We start from the raw sequence: 17,331 nt of genomic DNA on the forward strand, positions 1-17,331 counted from the left end.
GGAGGCGGGATCACACCCATGGCTAATCCGTTCGTCAAGGGTTGGAAGTACCTGATGGCGCTGTTCAACTCCAAGATCGATGAAAAGGCCGACCCGAAGGTCCAGATTCAGCAGGCCATCGAGGACGCCCAGCGGCAGCACCAGGCACTCTCACAGCAGGCGGCATCCGTCATCGGGAACCAGCGGCAGCTCGAGATGAAGCTCAACCGCCAGCTGGACGAGGTCGAGAAGCTCAACGCGAGTGCCCGGCAGGCCGTGATGATGGCGGACCAGGCCAGTGCTGCGGGCGACACCGAGAAGGCCATTCAGTACACCAACGCCGCCGAGGCCTTCGCCGCGCAACTCGTCACCGCCGAGCAGTCGGTCGAGGACCTGAAGGTGCTGCACGACCAGTCCCTGCAGGCTGCGGCGCAGGCGAAGAAGGCTGTCGAGCAGAACGCTATGGCATTGCAGCAGAAGGTGGCCGAGCGCACCAAGCTGCTCAGCCAGCTCGAGCAGGCCAAGATGCAGGAACGGGTCAGCGAATCCCTGCGCTCCATGGATTCCACTTTGTCCGCGCCCGGAACCACGCCGAGTCTCGATGCCGTGCGCGAGAAGATCGAGCGTCGCTACGCCAATGCGCTCGGTTCTGCCGAGCTCGCGCAGAACACGGTGCAGGGACGGATGCTCGAGGTCCAGCAGGCGACCGTCCAGATGGCCGGACACAGCCGGCTCGAGCAGATCCGCGCCTCCATGAAGGGTGACGCCCTGCCCGGTGCGCCCGCGACGCCCGCCGTCGATATCGGCAAGGAGCCGCCGGCCGCTGCGGGCAGTGCCGGTAGCCAGTAACGCACGCGACCACCCCAGGAACGTGACCTCGCCATGAACGCACCCGGAAGCGGCCGGGCCGGAAGCATCTCCGGCCCGGCCGCTGCCGTGCTCAGAGACGCCACGGGCGCTGCTGTCGATGCTGCCCGCCGCTGGCGTGATCCCGCGGCGCGACTTCGTCGCAAGAAGCGCCGGGCCCGTCGTCGCGCCCGCTTGTTCGGCGCAGCAGGCGGCACCGGGGGTATCGGTACGGCCACACTCATCGCCGCGTCGGCGCCCGACTGGACGATCGTCGCCACCGGCGGAGCGACAGCCGCATTCGTCGTTCCCGCAGTCATGGCGGTGCGGACGTTCCGCCGCCTCGACGCGCTCCCGTTACCTCCACCCGGACCGGGCCGCCGGACTCTGCCTCCCGCAGGCTCGGTGGCGCGCGCCCCCATGGAGCGCCTGTCCGCCGACGAGCAGAGCCTGGCCCGGCTGCTCGCCGTCATCGCACGATCAGGCGCTGTCGCCGCCGACGATCTCGACGAGATCGGTGAGGCGGCGCGTGCGGCGTCGGCCGCGCTCGACGCAGTGGTCGAAGACGTCGTCGCGCTCGAAGCGGCGTCGCGGGGCAGTGCGGCGGCAGGTGCACACCTCGACACGGCGATCACCGCTGCGGGTCAGCGGCTCGAGTCGGGCGTCGACCAGTACGAGGAACTCGTCGCGGCCGCCGCCCGCCTGGCTGCCGCCCCGGAGGGCAGCCGCTCGATGGCGCTGCTCGAACAGCATCGAGCGGAGCTGATCACCACGTCGGACAAGCTCGAAAGCTGGGCACTGTCCTGGCAGGACGTCGCGCAGATCGAGCGGCGCTATCGCGGCCGTCCGTAGCCGGCGCGCGACCGAAAGCCCGCCCTCAGTCGTCGACGCCCCGCGCGGCGAGCGCTTCACCCATCGCTTCGGCGGTCATCAGCGCACCGACCACGACCGGCACGACCAGAGCGCGCAGCGAGAATCCGAGTCCGCGGGCTTTGCGTGCCTCCGTCACCCGGGTCACCACCGCCCCCAGCAGCGGAATCGCGCGGATGGTCATCACCAGCACGAGGCCGACACGATCCGGGTCGACGCCCACACGGCGCAGCGGACGCGCGGCGGACACGATCGCGTCGAGCATGTCCGTCATGCGTGTCGTCAAGGTGACGAGCGCGGCGAGGGCGACGGCGACGAGCAGTGAACCGCAGATCACGACAGCGCGTTCCCAGCCCGCGACGACCCATTGGAACGCGCCGACGAACGCCAGCATCCACACGATCGGCCGCAACTGGATCACCGTGAGCCGCAGGGGTATTCGTGCAACCGTGTACGCGATCACCGCGAGTACGGCAGCCGGAAGAACCTGCCAGGGCTGCCGGATCCACAGGCTCAGGACCACGATGATCGCTGCGGTGACGACAAGCTTCGGTCCGGCAGGCACTCGATGCAGCACCGACGTCCCGGGGTGGTAGAGGCCGAAGGTGTTCACCCGATCAGCTTCCGGTAGTACGCGACGGCCGGTCCGGGTTCGTCGTCGGCCACGATCAGACCCGAGTCCACCACGAGGACGCGGTCGAACTCCGTGAGCAGATCCAGGGCGTGGGTCACCACCACGAGTTGCTGGCGGAGCGAGGCGAACGTGCGGGCGATCAGCTTGGTGTTGCGCAGGTCCAGCAAGGTGGTGGGCTCGTCGGCCACTAGCACGTCCGGGTCGGTGACCATGATCGCCGCGAGTGCCAGCAGTTGTTTCTGCCCACCGGAGAGCAGGTGGCTCGGATGATCGTGGTGCCCGGCGAGACCGAACTCGGCGAGCACCTCCCGCACCCGGTCGGCGCGCTCCGCTTTCCCCAGTCCGCTGCGTCGCAGAGAGAATGCGACGTCTTCCGCGACCGTCGGCATCACGATCTGATGGTCGGGATCGGTGAAGACGAAGCCCACCCGCTTGCGGACCTCCCGGCCCTTCTTCGCGGTGTCGAAACCGTCGACCGTCACGGCGCCGGCGGAGGGCACCACGAGACCGTTGATCATGCGCGCGAGCGTCGACTTCCCGCTCCCGTTCGCCCCTACGATGCCGACCCGTCGCTCGGTCAGCGTCAGGTCGATGCCGTCGAGGACGGTCCGGTCACCGTAGGAGTGACGGACCTGCCGGAAGCAGATTTCGCTCATCGACCGGTGCGCTCCGTCCGTCAGTGCGTCGGGTCGGCTGCGGGCTGCCGCGGGATCCGGGCGGCGAGGAGCGCCGGGTAGGCCCGGTGGACCTGCGCCGCGACCGCAGCGGCGACGACAGCCTTGATCAGGTCGCCCGGAAGGAAGGCGACGTTCGCGGCGGCCGCGGCCCACACCGTCAGGTCGGTCCGGAGCACCATGCCGGCGATCCCGAGGGCGTACAGGACGACGATGCCGCCGAGCACGTTCACTCCGACACCCAGCACTGTCCGGTACCGGGGGAGCATCCGCATGCTCAGCCACCCGATGACGGCGACGGCGGGAATCCAGCCGATCAGGAAACCCGCGGTCGGTCCGGCCAGGGACGTGAGCGTCGTACGTCCGCCCGCCAGCACGGGGAGGGCGAGACCGATCACGATCACCGTCGTCACCGACAGGACACCCTTCCGGGCGCCGAGCAACGCGCCGGCCAGCATCACACCGAGAGACTGCAGGGTGATGGGGACGCCGGAAGAGCCGATGGTGATCTGGCCGGGCAGACCCAGCGCGATGATCAGAGCGGCGAAGACGGCGATCTGCGCGAGATCGCGAGCGGGCATACGACGGGTCGAGGACACGATTTCTCAGCCTTCTGACGGCGGGTCGAGTAGCAGTGGGATCGAACGTGTAGAGCGTAAGGGTCCAGGAGGGTCCCCACGCCACCACCCCCGTTCGGGGTGCACCCCTGAGACGGCCGGGCCGCGCGCTGCGGGTATCCCCTGATCTTTTCCTGAACTACGCGATGACGTGGTGTTTTTCCGTCGTGACGGTGTGAGGATCGAGTGTGTACGACAGCGACGGTGCTCAGGTGCCAGGCGGGAGAACACGATGTTCTGGAAGATCGTAGGAATGGTCGCACTCGTGTGGGTGGGCCTCGCGGTGATCGGCGCCCTGTTCGACCACCTGTTCGGCATCCTCGTACTCAGCGCGATCATCTTCGGTGGATATCTGCTGTACAAAGCGATGTCGCGCAGTGACAGGGACGACCACGTCACCCGGTTCTGACCGGACGGTGGACAGCCACGGCGGCAGAGAGGGGGCCCGGCGGTAGAGGTACCGCCGGGTCTTCGTCCGCGCGGTGTGTCCCGGAGTCCGGTGAGCCGGACCGTGCGGGTGGATAGTGAGTGCATGGATCCTGTACCGGAGGACTGGCAACGCGCCGTCGTGGTGGTGGCGCACCCGGACGACATCGAATACGGCGCGGCGGCGGCAGTCGCGAGATGGACGCGGCAGGGCAAGGACGTGCGGTATGTCCTCGCGACACGTGGCGAAGCGGGTATCGCCGGTCTTCCGCCGGCACAATCCGCGCCTGTACGTGAGGACGAGGAGCGGGAGTCCGCTCGGATCGTCGGGGTCGAATCCGTCGAGTTCCTCGGGCACGCCGACGGCCTGCTCGTCGCGGGTCCGGAACTGCGCCGCGCTATCGCGGCCGCGATCCGGCGGCACCGGCCGCAGATGTTCGTGACCGCCCATTTCGGGGAGACCTGGTTGCCCGGAATCCTCAACAGCGCGGACCATCGTGCACTCGGCATCTGCGTCCTCGACGCGGTGGCCGACGCCGCCAACGAGTGGATCTTTCCGGAATTGACCCGCGACGGGCTCGAACCCTGGCCGGGTGTGCGGTGGATCGCGGTGAACACTCCGTCACCGACGCACGCGGTCGACGTCACCGAGACTGTCGAGACCGCCGAGCGCTCGCTCGCGGCGCACCGGCGATATCTCGAGGCGCTGAGCACCGTGGACGTCGACGAGCAGGCCCGGGCACAGGTGCAGATGTCGTCGGGAGCGTTGCCGGGGTTCCCGGCCGAGCGTGCCGTCGGGTTCGAACTGTTCACCGTCGCGGGGTAGCAGCGGACCGTCCTGATCGGCTGTGGCAGTCTGAGCTGCGTGCGAGTGGCAGTGGTGGCAGGACCCGATGCAGGCCATGCGATTCCGGCGATCGAATTGTCGCGCCGGTTCGCCGCCGCCGGCCACGAGGCGATCCTGTTCACCGGTGAGCGCTGGTTCGGCATCGATGTTCCGGGCGTGACCGTCGCTGAGCTCAAGGGGCTGGCTCCGCGGTCGGACGACGACGACGCGGATGCCGGAGCCAAGATCCATGGGCGGGCCGCTCACATCGCGACCGAGATGCTCCAGGACCTCAGCGCCCTGCTCCCGGACCTCGTGGTGTCGGACGTCATCACCGCCGGGGGCGGCATGGCGGCCGAGCGACTGGGCATTCCCTGGATCGAATTGTCGCCGCACCCCCTCTACCTCCCGTCTCGAGGATTGCCGCCGATCGGAAGCGGGCTCGCCGTGGGCACCGGAGCGGCAGGACGCCTCCGGGACACCGTGCTGCGTGCCATGACCGCGAGTTCGGTGCGTAAAGGTGTCCGGCACAGGGCGGACGCGCGGATCGGGATCGGCCTGCCGGCCCGGGACCCCGGACCGTGCGCGCGCCTCGTCGCGACCGTGCCCGCCCTCGAGGTGCCCCGGCCCGACTGGCCCGCGCACGCCCACGTCGTCGGCCCGCTGCTGTGGGAACCCACCGACGTGGTGCTCGAGCCTCCGTCCGGCACCGGGCCGCTGGTGATGGTCGCACCGTCGACCGCCACGACCGGTGTCGTGGGACTGGTCGAGTCGGTGTGCGAGGGGCTGAGCGGTACGGGGATGCGGGTGGCGGCGACGATGCTCGACCCGCCGGCCGGTTCGCTGCCGGACTGGGCGGTCGCGGGGCGCGGCCGTCAGGACGTGCTGCTCCGTGCCGCCGACGTGGTGGTGTGCGGCGGAGGGCACGGAATGCTGGCGAAGGCGCTCAGCGCCGGAGTTCCCGCCGTGATCGTTCCCGGTGAAGGCGACCAGTGGGAGCTTGCGAACCGTGCGGCCCGGCAGGGCAGCGCCGTGGTCGTCCGGCCGCTGGATGCGGGCGCGGTGCGGACCGCGGTGGAGACGGTGTTGTCGCGCCCGGAGTTCGCGGCGGCGGCCCGCGCCGCGGCTGCCACGGCGGGAAGTGTCGAGGACCCGGTCGCGGTGTGCGAGGCCGCCCTCCGCTGAAGCACGGTGCGGTGAGGAACTCGGGAAGATCGAATTGCCGCGGGGCGGATGCGGCACCGCGTCGTCGGGGACGACTACCGTGGGGCGCGTGCGGTTGACGGAATTCCACGAGATGGTCCGAGACGAATTCGGGCAGATGCACGGCGACGCCCTGCTGCGTGACCACGTGCTCCTCGAACTGGGTGGCCGTACCGCCGCCCAGGCGATCGAGGCAGGCCAGGAACCTCGGGAGGTGTGGCGGGCTTTGTGCGAAGAGTTCGATGTGCCACCGGCGCGACGGTGACCGCAGCGCAGCGGGGAGTGCTCTGTTCCGAACATTCGAACAGATGTTCGTCTATGCTGATATGGCCGGGCGGTGACGACGCCGTCCACACGCAGCGAATCCATCCACAGAAGAGACGTTCTGTGCTCGCCGCAGCGAACTTGTCGGTACCGGCTTCTAACGTCGTCGACAAGCAGGACGAGATTCGATGAAGGGGACCAACATGGCAGCACAGACTCACGATCGCGAAAAGGCGCTCGAGCTCGCCCTCGCGCAGATCGACAAGAACTTCGGCAAGGGCTCGGTGATGCGACTGGGGGAGGAAGCCCACCAGCCCATCGCAGTGATCCCGACCGGGTCGATCGCTCTCGACGTCGCGCTCGGAATCGGTGGTCTCCCGCGTGGCCGCGTCGTCGAGATCTACGGGCCGGAATCCTCCGGTAAGACGACGGTGGCACTGCATGCGGTGGCAAACGCGCAGGCGAACGGCGGTCTCGCCGCCTTCATCGACGCAGAGCACGCGCTCGACCCCGAATATGCCCGCAACCTCGGAGTCGACACCGACGCGCTGCTGGTCTCCCAGCCCGACACCGGTGAGCAGGCTCTCGAGATCGCAGACATGCTCATCCGTTCCGGTGCCCTCGACATCATCGTGATCGACTCGGTGGCGGCTCTCGTGCCCCGAGCCGAGATCGAAGGCGAGATGGGCGACAGCCACGTCGGCCTGCAGGCCCGGCTCATGAGCCAGGCACTGCGCAAGATGACCGGCGCGCTCAGCAACTCCGGCACCACCGCGATCTTCATCAACCAGTTGCGCGAGAAGATCGGCGTGATGTTCGGCAGCCCCGAGACCACCACCGGTGGCAAGGCGCTGAAGTTCTACGCCTCCGTGCGTCTCGATGTGCGACGGATCGAGACGCTCAAGGACGGCGGCGACGCGGTGGGCAACCGCACCCGCGTCAAGGTCGTCAAGAACAAGGTGTCGCCTCCTTTCAAGCAGGCAGAGTTCGACATCCTGTACGGACACGGCATCAGCAAGGAAGGTTCGCTGATCGACATGGGTGTCGAGCACGGCTTCATTCGGAAGTCGGGCTCCTGGTACACCTACGAGGGCGATCAGCTCGGACAGGGCAAGGAGAACGCCCGAAAGTTCATGCTCGAGAACACCGACGTGCGCGACGAGATCGAAAAGAAGATCAAGGAGAAGCTCGGCATCGGGGCGGTCGTCACCGCCGGCGAGGCCGAAGAGCCCGCAGACTTCTAGAGTTCGAGACTTCCACGAGGTTCGTGAGGAAGGGGCCGACCGGTGTGGTCGGTCCCTTCGTCGTATCCCGTCGGTGTCCTCCTCTAGTGTCCGCAGCATGGACGACAGCAGCCGAGGGGGCACTCGGGGGAGTAGCCGACGCAGATCCGAGCGAAGCTCCGGGCCCGACCGCAGTTCCCGCACCGACCGGGGCACCGGCAAGGAGCCCGGCGGAGGAACCGAAGCACAGGCGAAAGACGTGTGCCTTCGCTTGCTCACCGATCGCGCCCGCAGCCGCGCCGAACTTGCCGCGAAGCTCGAGCAGAAAGGCTTCACAGCGGAAGTCGCCGAACGCACCCTCGACCGTCTCACCGAGGTCGGACTGATCGACGACGCGGACTTCGCCCAGCAATGGGCGCGGTCACGTCACCTGTACTCCGGCAGAGGAAAACGTGCGATCGCGCTCGAGTTGCGGCGCAAGGGCATCGACGCCGACGACGCCGAAGCGGCCCTCGATCAGATCGACAGCGACGACGAACGAGAGCGCGCCGTCGAACTGGTCCGGAAGAAGCTTCGCACCCAGCCGCCGCTGTCCACCGAGGGCGACCGGCGCGAACGTGCGCTCGAGCGAGACAAGGTGGTGCGGCGGCTGGTGGGAATGCTGGCACGACGCGGCTACGCGCAGGGCATGGCCTTCGACGTGGTGCGGCAGGAACTCGCGGCCCTCGGTGCCGACACCGGCGACCTGCCCGCCGACTGACAGGTCACCGCTTGTCGGTGATGTCCATGCCCGGGACGGCCAGCACAGGGATCGTCTGAGGACTTTCCGCAGGCACTGCGCCCTTCTTCCCGCGTCCGGAACGCAAACGCTTCTCGAGTCGCGTCGCGAACTGGGTCAGAGCACTGTTGAGCACGATCATGATGGCGGCCACCACGAGCAGCGACGGCAGGTAGTTGGAGAAGAAGGCGCCGAGTTGCTGTCCGGAACGCACTACTTCGACGTATCCGATGAGGTAGCCGAGCGCGGAGTCCTTCAGCGCGATCACCATCTGCGACACGATCGCCGGCAACATCACCGTGACCGCCTGCGGCAGCAGGATGAGCCGCATGACCTGGTTCTTCCGCATGCCGATCGCCGATGCGGCCTCGGTCTGGCCGCGGGGAAGCGAGTTGATGCCGGCTCGCACGATCTCGGCGATCACCGATCCGTTGTAGAGCGTCAGGCCGGTGATCACCGCAGCGAGTGCCAGATAATCCGACTTGAACACGCGGTACTCGGCGAATACCTGGTAGGCGAAGATCATGAGGATCAGGACGGGAACGGCCCTGAACAGTTCCACGATGGTGCCGGCGACGATACGTACCGGGCGATGATCCGACATGCGTGCGATGCCCAGCACAGCACCGAGAATCAGCGCCAGAACGATCGATGCGGCCGCTGCGATGAGCGTTCCCCGGATGCCGGGGAGGAGATACGTTGTCCAGCTGGTCGATTCGAGGAACGGCTCCCACTTCGCCGCAGTCAGCTGACCCTGCGAGTCGAGTGCTCGGTAGATGAACCACGCGGCGAGCAGCAGTAGCGCGACCACCACCACCGACAGGATCCGGTAGATCGCCTTCGCGCGGGGGCCGGGTACGTCGTAGAGAACGCTTCCGCTGGCACTCATCGTGCTACCTCGAATCGCTTGCTGAGCCAGCCGAAGAGCAGGCCGGTCGGGAGGGTCAGGATCACGAACCCGAGGGCGAAGATGCCACCGATCGCGAAGATCGCGGCTTCGTTCTCGATCATCGTCTTCATCAGCAGCGACGCCTCGGAGACACCGATCACCGAGGCGATGGTCGAGTTCTTCGTCAAGGCGATCAGCACCGAACCGAGCGGCGCGATCACCGCACGAAATGCCTGGGGCAGCACGATGAGCCGGAGGTTCTGCCCGAAGGTCAGGCCCAGTGAGCGCCCGGCCTCGGACTGCCCGAGCGACACGGTGTTGATGCCCGAGCGCAGGGACTCACACACGAACGCGGCGGTGTACACGGTCAGACCGAGCACCGCGAGGCGAAAGTTGTTGTCGACGAGGAACGTCGGGGAGGACTCCGAGGCGAGTTTCACTCCGAGTGTCTGGGACAACCCGAACAGGCAGAAAATGATGATCAGCGTCAGTGGCGTGTTACGGAAGATGGTCACGTAGGCGGTGCCGATGGCCCTCGCGACGGGGATGGGGGAAACCCGCATGCCCGCGAGGATCGTTCCGAGGACCAGCGCGCCGATCGCCGACACGACCGTCAGCTGGATGGTGGTCCAGAACGCATCGAGCAGCTGGCTTCCGTACTTGCTCAACAGATCCACAGGTCTACTCCGGATCGAGGGGAGGGCGGTTGCCGGAGCGGTCCGGCCGGTTCGCGACGTCGTCGACGAACCGGCCGGGCGCTACTTCGGCGGGGACTTCCGGAACCGGATCGACCGGTGCCGGGTTCTACTCAGTACTTGTCGACCGACGGTGCTTCGGGGAGCGGGTAGCCCGACGCGCCGACCGTCTCCTGGAACGCAGATTCCCATGCTCCGCTGGAGATCATCTCTTCGATCGCGTCGTTGATCGCGGTGCGCGACTCGTCGTCGCCGAGGGCGACGCCGATGCCGTAACGCTCCTCGGTGAACGGCTCACCGACGACCTTGAACTCGCCGGGGCTCTGTGCTGCGTAGCCGGCGAGGATGATGTCGTCGGTGGTCACCGCATCGACGGCCCCGTTCCGCAGCGCCTCGACGCATGCCGAGTAGGTGTCGAATTCCTGCAACTGGACGTCCTGCGCGTAGGTGTCCTTGACCTTCTGCGCCGGGGTCGAACCTGCGACCGAGCAGAGACGCTTGCCACCGTTGAGCGAATCGGGGCCGGTGATGTCGGTGTTGTCCGAGCGCACCAGCAGCGACTGGCCGGCGACGAAGTACGGGCCGGCGAAGTCGACCTTCTCCTTGCGGGAATCGGTGATCGAGTAGGTCGCGACGACGTAGTCGACCTCACCGTTCTGGATGAGCGTCTCGCGCTGTGCCGACGGGGCTTCCTTGAACTCGATGTTCTCTTCCGAGACGCCGAGCTGGCCGGCGATGTACTTCGCAACCTCGACGTCGAACCCGGTGAAGGTTCCGTCGGGGTTGCGCAGGCCGAGCCCGGGCTGATCGAACTTGATGCCGACGGTCAGGTTGCCGTTCTCGGCAGAATCCGACACGCTGCGCGTCTCGTCGCCGCCGCAGGCCGTCGCGGTGACGGCAAGGGCAATCATGCCGATGCCCAGGCGGATCGAGCGGGACAGTTTCATCGAGTACCTCCGGTTTGCGGGTGTCGTGCGGGTGGAAACGGCGCGGACATCTCCGCACCGGCGCTTGCAGGGACCTCACGGGGCAGTACGCCCACGAGGTCGGCTCAGTGGCTGAGGATCTTGCCGAGGAAGTCCTTGGCGCGATCGGAACTGGGCGAGGTGAAGAAGCTGTCCGGGTCGGTGTCTTCGACGATCCGGCCGTCCGCCATGAACAGCACCCGGTCGCCGGCCTTGCGGGCGAAGCCCATCTCGTGGGTCACGACGACCATCGTCATGCCCTCCTTCGCCAGCGAGGTCATGACGTCGAGGACTTCCTGAACCATTTCGGGATCGAGCGCCGACGTGGGCTCGTCGAACAGCATCACCTTCGGGTTCATGGCGAGCGCCCGTGCGATGGCGACGCGCTGCTGCTGGCCACCCGAAAGCTGCGCGGGGTACTTGTCGGCCTGGTTGGCGATGCCCACGCGTTCGAGGAGCCGCATGCCGGTCTCGCGTGCGTCGTCCTTCTTCATCTTCCGCACCTTCACGGGCCCGAGCGTCACGTTCTCGAGGATCGTCTTGTGGGCGAAGAGGTTGAAGGACTGGAACACCATGCCGACGTCGGAACGGAGCTTCGCGAGAGCCTTGCCCTCGGCGGGAAGCAGCGTGCCGTCGACCCGAATCTCTCCCGAGTCGATCGGTTCGAGCCGGTTGATGGTGCGGCACAGTGTGGATTTTCCCGATCCCGAGGGACCGACCACGATCACGACCTGCCCACGAGGGATTTCGACGTTGATGTCCTGCAGCACGTGAAGGTCGCCGAAGTGCTTGTCGACTCGGGAGAGGGAGATCATCGAGGTGGTGCTGTCCGAGTTGTCGGACGGCTTCTCCGTCCCGGCTGCCGGTGATGTCATGGGGAGACCTTATGCGGTCCGCGCGCCGATTCCTCGCATTTCGGGCCGTGGAGTGAATGCTGTCACGGAAAATTTACGGCCGCCACCGGAACAGACCGGTTCGTCGGTCGCCCGGCGTCACCGGCGGGAAGACCCCTCGTCCGCGTGAGCTACCCTGAGACGTGTCACTGATCGACGAGAATGTCTCCCGCGCCGCTGCCCGGACCTACGAAGTCCGCACATACGGCTGCCAGATGAACGTGCACGATTCCGAGCGACTGTCCGGATTGCTCGAGGACGCCGGTTTTCATCGTGCTTCCCCGGGAACGTCCCCTGACCTCGTTGTTTTCAATACGTGCGCAGTCCGGGAGAACGCCGACAACAAGCTCTACGGCAACCTCAGTCATCTGCGGCCGGTCAAGGACGAGAACCCCGACATGCAGATCGCGGTCGGAGGCTGTCTCGCACAGAAGGACCGCAGTCTCGTCGTCCAGAAGGCCCCGTGGGTCGACGTGGTCTTCGGCACCCACAACATCGGGAACCTTCCGGCGCTGCTCGAGCGGGCGCGCCACAATCGTCGCGCCGAGGTCGAGATTCTCGATTCCCTCGAGGCCTTCCCCTCCACGCTTCCCGCCAAGCGGGAGTCGCCGTACGCGGGGTGGGTGTCCATCTCGGTCGGATGCAACAACACCTGCACGTTCTGCATCGTGCCGTCGCTGCGGGGCAAGGAAGTCGACCGGCGTCCGGGCGACATCCTCGCCGAGGTCAAAGCCCTCGTCGACGAAGGTGTCCTCGAAGTGACGCTGCTCGGGCAGAACGTCAACTCGTACGGCCGGTCCTTCGCCGATCCCGAACAGCCCCGCGACCGCGGCGCCTTCGCCTCGCTTCTGCGTGCGTGCGGTGACATCGAGGGTCTCGAGCGTGTGCGGTTCACCTCACCGCATCCGGCGGAGTTCACCGACGACGTCATCGAGGCGATGGCGCACACACCGAACGTCTGCCCGCAGCTCCACATGCCGCTGCAGTCCGGCAGCGACCGGATCCTGCGGGCGATGCGCCGGTCCTACCGCAAGGACCGGTTCCTCGGCATCATCGACAGGGTGCGCGCCGCGATGCCGCACGCGGCGATCACCACCGACATCATCGTGGGCTTCCCCGGCGAGACCGAAGAAGACTTCCAGGACACCCTCGACGTCGTCGAACAGGCACGTTTCACCAGTGCGTTCACCTTCCAGTACTCGAAGCGCCCCGGCACCCCGGCAGCCGAGATGGACGGCCAGGTTCCCAAGGCAGTCGTCCAGGAACGCTACGAGCGGCTCATCGCACTCCAGGAGCGCATTACCCTCGAGGCGAACCGCGAACTCGTGGGTACCGAGGTGGAACTGCTCGTCGCCGCCGGGGAAGGGCGCAAGAACGCCGAGACCGCGCGCATGAGCGGGCGCGCACGCGACGGGCGCCTCGTGCACTTCCGTCCCGAAGGCAACATCGACACCGCTGTCCGTCCCGGCGACGTGATCACAGTCGTCGTCACCGGGGCGGCGCCGCACCACCTCATCGCCGACAACCCGATACTCACCCACCGCCGTACCCGTGCCGGAGACCATTTCGAGCAGGGCAAACTCCCCAAGACTCCGCCGATCGGCGTGGGTCTGGGCCTGCCCACGATCGGTGCTCCTGCCGACCTCCCGACCCAGATGGGATGTAACGCATGACCGAGGAGATCCGTGCCGGCCTCGAGGCCGCCGAACGGAACGCCGCCAAAGAGATCGATCCCGGTGCGCGTGCGATGGTCGTGGCGATCGCAGTGCTCGTGCTGCTCGGCTCGTTCGCTCTGCCGCACGCGGGTTCGGCGAACGGCTGGGAGGTGCTGGCTTTCGCCCCCGACGCCGTGACGCAGGAGATCGCCCTCCCGTCCCGGCTGTTCGTGTGGTTCGCCCTGATCTTCGGCGGACTCGGCTCGATCCTGGCGCTGCTCACCCGCAAATGGGTGCTGGCCTGGGTGACGCTGGCAGGTTCGTCGGTCACACTCGTGTTCGGGATGCTCTCGATCTGGACACGTCAGACGCTGCCCGTCGAGTCGGTGGCGAGCGGCCCGGGCTTCGGAGTCGTCCTGGGCTGGTTCGCGATGATGGTGATCGTCTTCCACTGGGCACGCGTGGTGTGGGCGCGGACGTCCGCACAACTCGAAGCAGAGAGCGACCTGCGTCGCGTCGTCGCCGAAAACGACCGCCCGCGGCTGTTCCGCGACACGTAGAGATCCCCCGGCGCTACAGACGACGGTGCCCCTCCCGATTCCGGGAGGGGCACCGTCGTTTGTCCGTCACAGTTCGCCGACGGCGCCTTCTGCGGCTTCGGCCCATTCACGCCACTGCGAAGCCTGCGCCAAGGCCTGCTCCGCTTCCTTCTCGCGGCCGTTCGCGGTCGCCTTGGCGGCTTGGTCCTCGAACTGACGCACCCGCTCACGGAACTGCGCGGCACGGGCGAGAGCTTCGGGGTCGGTGCGGCGCCACTCCGACTCGGAGGCGTCTCGGACGCGCTTCTCGATGGCGCGCAGGCGGCCTTCGAGGTCGTGGGTGCGCTCGCGCGGCACCTTGCCGATCGCCTCCCACTTGTCCTGCAGTTCCCGCAGTTGCGCCCGCGCGGCCTCCACGTCCGTGGACGGGTCGATCGTCGCGGCCTTCTCGAGCAAGGCTTCCTTCGCGCGCGCGTTCTCCTCGAACTCGGCCTCGCGCTCGGCGTTCGCGCTGTTGCGCGCCGCGAAGAACACGTCCTGCGCGGCCTTGAAACGCTTCCACAGCTGATCGTCCGCTTCGCGCGGCGCCCGGCCGGCGGCCTTCCACTCGGCGAGCAGGTCGCGGAAGGTGGCTGCAGTGGCGCCCCAGTCGGTCGAGTCCCGCAGCGACTCGGCCCGCGCGACCAGCTCTTCCTTGCGGCTCTTGGCGGTTGCCCGCTCACGGTCCAGTTCGGCGAAGTGTGCACCGCGACGACGGTTGAACGCTTCGCGGGCCTTCGAGTACCGGCGCCACAAGACGTCGTCGACCTTCCGGTCGACCCCGCGGATGGACTTCCACTCGTCGAGGATCTCGCGGAGCCGATCGCCCGCTGCTTTCCACTGCGTCGACTCGGCACCGATCGTCTCGGCTTCCGCTGCGAGCGCTTCTTTCCGTGCGGTGCTCTCGGCGCGCTGTTGTTCCTTCTCGTGCTTGGCGGCGACGGCAGCCTGCTCCGACGCGGTGATGATGTCGGCGAGGCGTACGGAGAGCGCGTCGAGGTCTCCGATCACCGCGGCCGTCGGGAGGGATTCGGCGAGGGCTTCCGCCGCGGCGCGTGTCTTCTTGATGTCACCGGTGCCGGAGGCGAGCCGCGTCTCGAGGATTGCTACCTCGGTGGCGAGATCGTCGTATCGGCGCCCGAAGTGGGCGAGGCCTTCTGCCGCGTCACCGGCTTGCCACGAACCGATGCAGCGTTCCCCCTCGGCGGTGACGACCCACGCGGTGCCGTCTTCGTCGACCCGGCCGAACTTGCTGGGATCGCCGGCCGGCACCGAGGGCATGTGTGGATGGCTCTGGGAGGTGACGGGGTGCGGCTTGGGGTGCGAGCCGGTGCTCTGGACGCCGGCGGTCGCGGCAGCCTTCACCGGGCCGGGACGCGGGGCACCCGGCTTGGGCGGTCCGGGCCGGGGTGCATCGCCGGGCGTCCGCTCCACTGCGGGTTCCTGTGCATTCGGGTCACTCATCAGTACCTCATCTCTGCCGCGCGGCACGGCTGCCTGGTCGCATCGTTCTACCGCAGGTCGGGTCGCGGGAGTCCGTGACCACACATCCGCCCCCTATTGAAACAGGTCGTGGCGGTGCAGGGCGCCGGGTCCGGTCGACTACCGTTGCCGGTGTGTTGATCGCCGGGGCCTTCGTGCCCTCCCCACCGCTGCTCGTACCGGAGCTCAACGGTCTCGCCGTGGCCGAAACCGATGCCCTGCGCCGTGCGGTGCTGGACGTCGCCCGCGAACTCGCTGCGGTCCCCGAATGGCTCGTCGTCGGCACAGGAGATGTTGCTGTCGAGGTCCCCCCGACAGCACGCGGCACCTTCCGCGGGTACGGGGCGGATGTTCCCGTCGCGCTGGGACCGGGCGCGCGTGGCGAGCCCGATCCCGATCTCCCGCTCGCTGCTCTCGTCGCCGGATGGCTTCGAGACCGCGTGGCTCCGGAAACCCTCGTCGACGTGCACATCCTGGCCGAAGACGCCGACCCCGCGACGTGCGCGAAGCTCGGCCGCCTGGTGCGCGAACGGCTCGACGCCGACTCCGTCCCACGTGCGCTGCTGGTGGTCGCGGACGGTCCCGCGACCCTGACGGACAAGGCGCCGGGAGCGTTCGACCCCCGATCCGGGAACGTCGACTCGGAGCTTGCGACGGCGTTGGCCTCGGGCGACCCCGACGGTCTGGCGGCGCTCGACCCGGCCCTGTGCGCCGAGGTCCGGCTGGCCGGCCGCGCGGCATGGCAGGTGTTCGCCGCGGCGTTCACTCGGGCGCCCGCCTCTGCGGCGGTCACCTATGCCGAGGCGCCGTACGGCGTGGGCTACTACACGGGGCTGTGGCGCCCGTGACCGGCGGGACGGTACTACGACCGATCGCTGTCGTCGGTCCCACCGCGACCGGCAAGTCCGACCTCGGCCTGGACCTCGCGGACACGCTGGGCGGCGAAATCGTCAACATCGACGCGATGCAGCAGTACCGCGGCATGGACATCGGAACCGCCAAACTTCCCGTCGAGGAACGGCGAGGGATTCCGCATCATCAACTCGACGTTCTCGATGTCTCCGAAACGGCGACGGTCGCCCGTTATCAGGTTGCCGCGACAGCGGATATCGAAGCCGTACTCGCCCGGGGACGCGTCCCCGTGATCGTGGGCGGCTCGATGATGTACGTCCAGGCGTTGCTCGACGAGTGGCAGTTCCCCGCGACGGACCCGCAGGTCCGCGCCAAGTGGGAGACAGTGCTCGACGAGGGCGGGCCCGCAGCCGTGCACGAGGCGCTACGCCACGCCGACCCCGTCGCGGCCGAGACGATCCTTCCCACCGACGGCAGACGGATGGTGCGTGCACTCGAGGTCGTCGAACTCACCGGCATGCCGTTCGCCGCATCCCAGCCGACGATCGGTGATCCCCGCTGGGACACCGTGATCCTCGGCGTCGACCGCGAGACCCGGGAACTGGACGACCGCATAGCCCGCCGCACCGACACCATGTTCGACCGCGGGCTCGTGGACGAGGTCCGGACGCTGGCCGAGAACGGATTGCGCGACGGCGTCACGGCCCGCCGCGCCATCGGGTACGCCCAGGTTCTCGAGTATCTCGACGGCGGGTACGACCTCGCCCATGCTCGCGAACGTACGTTCATCGGGACCCGCCGTTACGTCCGGCGCCAGCGTTCGTGGTTCCGGCGTGATCCGCGCATCCACTGGCTCGACGGCGGCGATCCGAAGCTCACCGAGTCCGCGCTGCGTGCCGTGCGGGACGCCGAGACCGGTGTGACGCCGAGCTCTCGGATGACGCCGGACCGTCGCTGACGGCCTGTCCTCGATAAGGTGACC

Annotated in this window: 20 protein-coding genes; 12 read left to right on the plus strand and 8 right to left on the minus strand. The window is 67.8% G+C overall.

The features are described 5' to 3' along the window. Positions 1-18 precede the first annotated feature (18 nt). On the plus strand, positions 19-828 hold the full coding sequence (locus ACLQ3J_RS01480) for a PspA/IM30 family protein (RefSeq protein WP_169620624.1): 810 nt from the start codon (positions 19-21) through the stop codon (positions 826-828). Between the two features lie 33 nt (positions 829-861). Further along, entirely contained in the window at positions 862-1,677 is an 816-nt protein-coding gene (gene pspM, locus ACLQ3J_RS01485; RefSeq protein WP_169620625.1) for a phage shock envelope stress response protein PspM, read from the plus strand. 25 nt (positions 1,678-1,702) lie between these two features. On the opposite strand, the gene ACLQ3J_RS01490 is transcribed toward pspM, so the two are convergent. From ACLQ3J_RS01490 to ACLQ3J_RS01500, 3 genes are read right to left on the minus strand one after another with little or no spacing between them, the layout of a single operon-like run. Further along, positions 1,703-2,308 carry an energy-coupling factor transporter transmembrane component T family protein gene (locus tag ACLQ3J_RS01490; RefSeq protein ID WP_425901975.1) on the minus strand — a complete coding sequence of 202 codons (606 nt, stop codon included), beginning with the start codon at positions 2,306-2,308 and terminating at the stop codon, positions 1,703-1,705. Then, the gene (locus tag ACLQ3J_RS01495; protein ID WP_169620627.1) at positions 2,305-2,985 is read right to left on the minus strand and encodes an energy-coupling factor ABC transporter ATP-binding protein; all 681 of its coding nucleotides are present in this window, start codon (positions 2,983-2,985) and stop codon (positions 2,305-2,307) included. The genes ACLQ3J_RS01490 and ACLQ3J_RS01495 overlap by 4 nt, the downstream gene beginning before the upstream one ends. Positions 2,986-3,005: 20 nt before the next feature. Next, positions 3,006-3,602: a biotin transporter BioY gene (locus ACLQ3J_RS01500; RefSeq protein WP_425901977.1), complete on the minus strand. Its 597-nt coding sequence runs from the start codon at positions 3,600-3,602 to the stop codon at positions 3,006-3,008. A 250-nt stretch (positions 3,603-3,852) separates the two neighbouring features. On the opposite strand from ACLQ3J_RS01500, the gene ACLQ3J_RS01505 reads away from it, so the two are divergent. From ACLQ3J_RS01505 to recX, 6 genes are all read left to right on the plus strand, one after another. Next, positions 3,853-4,029: a hypothetical protein gene (locus ACLQ3J_RS01505; protein WP_169620629.1), complete on the plus strand. Its 177-nt coding sequence runs from the start codon at positions 3,853-3,855 to the stop codon at positions 4,027-4,029. A 123-nt stretch (positions 4,030-4,152) separates the two neighbouring features. Continuing rightward, positions 4,153-4,872, plus strand: a complete 720-nt coding sequence (locus tag ACLQ3J_RS01510; protein ID WP_425901979.1) for a PIG-L deacetylase family protein — start codon at positions 4,153-4,155, stop codon at positions 4,870-4,872. Between the two features lie 39 nt (positions 4,873-4,911). After that, positions 4,912-6,057, plus strand: coding sequence for a glycosyltransferase (locus tag ACLQ3J_RS01515; protein WP_296550890.1), 1,146 nt, complete (start codon positions 4,912-4,914; stop codon positions 6,055-6,057). Between the two features lie 88 nt (positions 6,058-6,145). Then, entirely contained in the window at positions 6,146-6,340 is a 195-nt protein-coding gene (locus ACLQ3J_RS01520) for a DUF3046 domain-containing protein (protein ID WP_169652395.1), read from the plus strand. 202 nt (positions 6,341-6,542) lie between these two features. Further along, positions 6,543-7,583 carry a recombinase RecA gene (recA, locus tag ACLQ3J_RS01525; protein ID WP_169620632.1) on the plus strand — a complete coding sequence of 347 codons (1,041 nt, stop codon included), beginning with the start codon at positions 6,543-6,545 and terminating at the stop codon, positions 7,581-7,583. Between the two features lie 97 nt (positions 7,584-7,680). Next, entirely contained in the window at positions 7,681-8,322 is a 642-nt protein-coding gene (gene recX / locus ACLQ3J_RS01530; RefSeq protein WP_425901980.1) for a recombination regulator RecX, read from the plus strand. A gap of 4 nt (positions 8,323-8,326) precedes the next feature. Here the strand turns inward: recX and ACLQ3J_RS01535 are convergent, their stop codons facing one another. The 4 genes from ACLQ3J_RS01535 to gluA all read right to left on the minus strand — a co-directional run bounded on the left by ACLQ3J_RS01535 (position 8,327) and on the right by gluA (position 11,704). Further along, positions 8,327-9,229 (minus strand): amino acid ABC transporter permease, encoded by a 903-nt coding sequence (locus ACLQ3J_RS01535; RefSeq protein WP_169652393.1) that lies wholly within the window; start codon positions 9,227-9,229, stop codon positions 8,327-8,329. Continuing rightward, on the minus strand, positions 9,226-9,906 hold the full coding sequence (locus tag ACLQ3J_RS01540; protein ID WP_169620635.1) for an amino acid ABC transporter permease: 681 nt from the start codon (positions 9,904-9,906) through the stop codon (positions 9,226-9,228). The genes ACLQ3J_RS01535 and ACLQ3J_RS01540 overlap by 4 nt, the downstream gene beginning before the upstream one ends. A gap of 131 nt (positions 9,907-10,037) precedes the next feature. Further along, positions 10,038-10,871 carry a glutamate ABC transporter substrate-binding protein gene (locus ACLQ3J_RS01545; RefSeq protein WP_169620636.1) on the minus strand — a complete coding sequence of 278 codons (834 nt, stop codon included), beginning with the start codon at positions 10,869-10,871 and terminating at the stop codon, positions 10,038-10,040. A 104-nt stretch (positions 10,872-10,975) separates the two neighbouring features. Beyond that, on the minus strand, positions 10,976-11,704 hold the full coding sequence (gluA, locus tag ACLQ3J_RS01550) for a glutamate ABC transporter ATP-binding protein GluA (RefSeq protein ID WP_169620728.1): 729 nt from the start codon (positions 11,702-11,704) through the stop codon (positions 10,976-10,978). A 221-nt stretch (positions 11,705-11,925) separates the two neighbouring features. Between gluA and miaB the strand changes: the two genes are divergently transcribed. After that, complete coding sequence (gene miaB, locus ACLQ3J_RS01555; RefSeq protein WP_169620637.1) at positions 11,926-13,455, plus strand: tRNA (N6-isopentenyl adenosine(37)-C2)-methylthiotransferase MiaB; 1,530 nt, start codon at positions 11,926-11,928, stop codon at positions 13,453-13,455. Next, positions 13,452-13,997, plus strand: a complete 546-nt coding sequence (locus ACLQ3J_RS01560) for an Rv2732c family membrane protein (protein ID WP_169620638.1) — start codon at positions 13,452-13,454, stop codon at positions 13,995-13,997. Before miaB ends, ACLQ3J_RS01560 begins: the two co-directional genes overlap by 4 nt. Before the next feature lie 66 nt (positions 13,998-14,063). Here the strand turns inward: ACLQ3J_RS01560 and ACLQ3J_RS01565 are convergent, their stop codons facing one another. Beyond that, positions 14,064-15,479, minus strand: coding sequence for a DUF349 domain-containing protein (locus ACLQ3J_RS01565; RefSeq protein ID WP_425901984.1), 1,416 nt, complete (start codon positions 15,477-15,479; stop codon positions 14,064-14,066). A gap of 152 nt (positions 15,480-15,631) precedes the next feature. On the opposite strand from ACLQ3J_RS01565, the gene ACLQ3J_RS01570 reads away from it, so the two are divergent. Both ACLQ3J_RS01570 and miaA read left to right on the plus strand, forming a co-directional pair. Beyond that, complete coding sequence (locus ACLQ3J_RS01570) at positions 15,632-16,345, plus strand: class III extradiol dioxygenase subunit B-like domain-containing protein (protein ID WP_169652392.1); 714 nt, start codon at positions 15,632-15,634, stop codon at positions 16,343-16,345. Continuing rightward, positions 16,333-17,307 (plus strand): tRNA (adenosine(37)-N6)-dimethylallyltransferase MiaA, encoded by a 975-nt coding sequence (gene miaA, locus ACLQ3J_RS01575; protein ID WP_425901986.1) that lies wholly within the window; start codon positions 16,333-16,335, stop codon positions 17,305-17,307. Before ACLQ3J_RS01570 ends, miaA begins: the two co-directional genes overlap by 13 nt. Positions 17,308-17,331 lie beyond the last annotated feature (24 nt).

Origin of the sequence: Rhodococcus sp. DT1 (assembly GCF_049844875.1) — a bacterium.
Lineage (GTDB): Bacteria > Actinomycetota > Actinomycetes > Mycobacteriales > Mycobacteriaceae > Rhodococcus.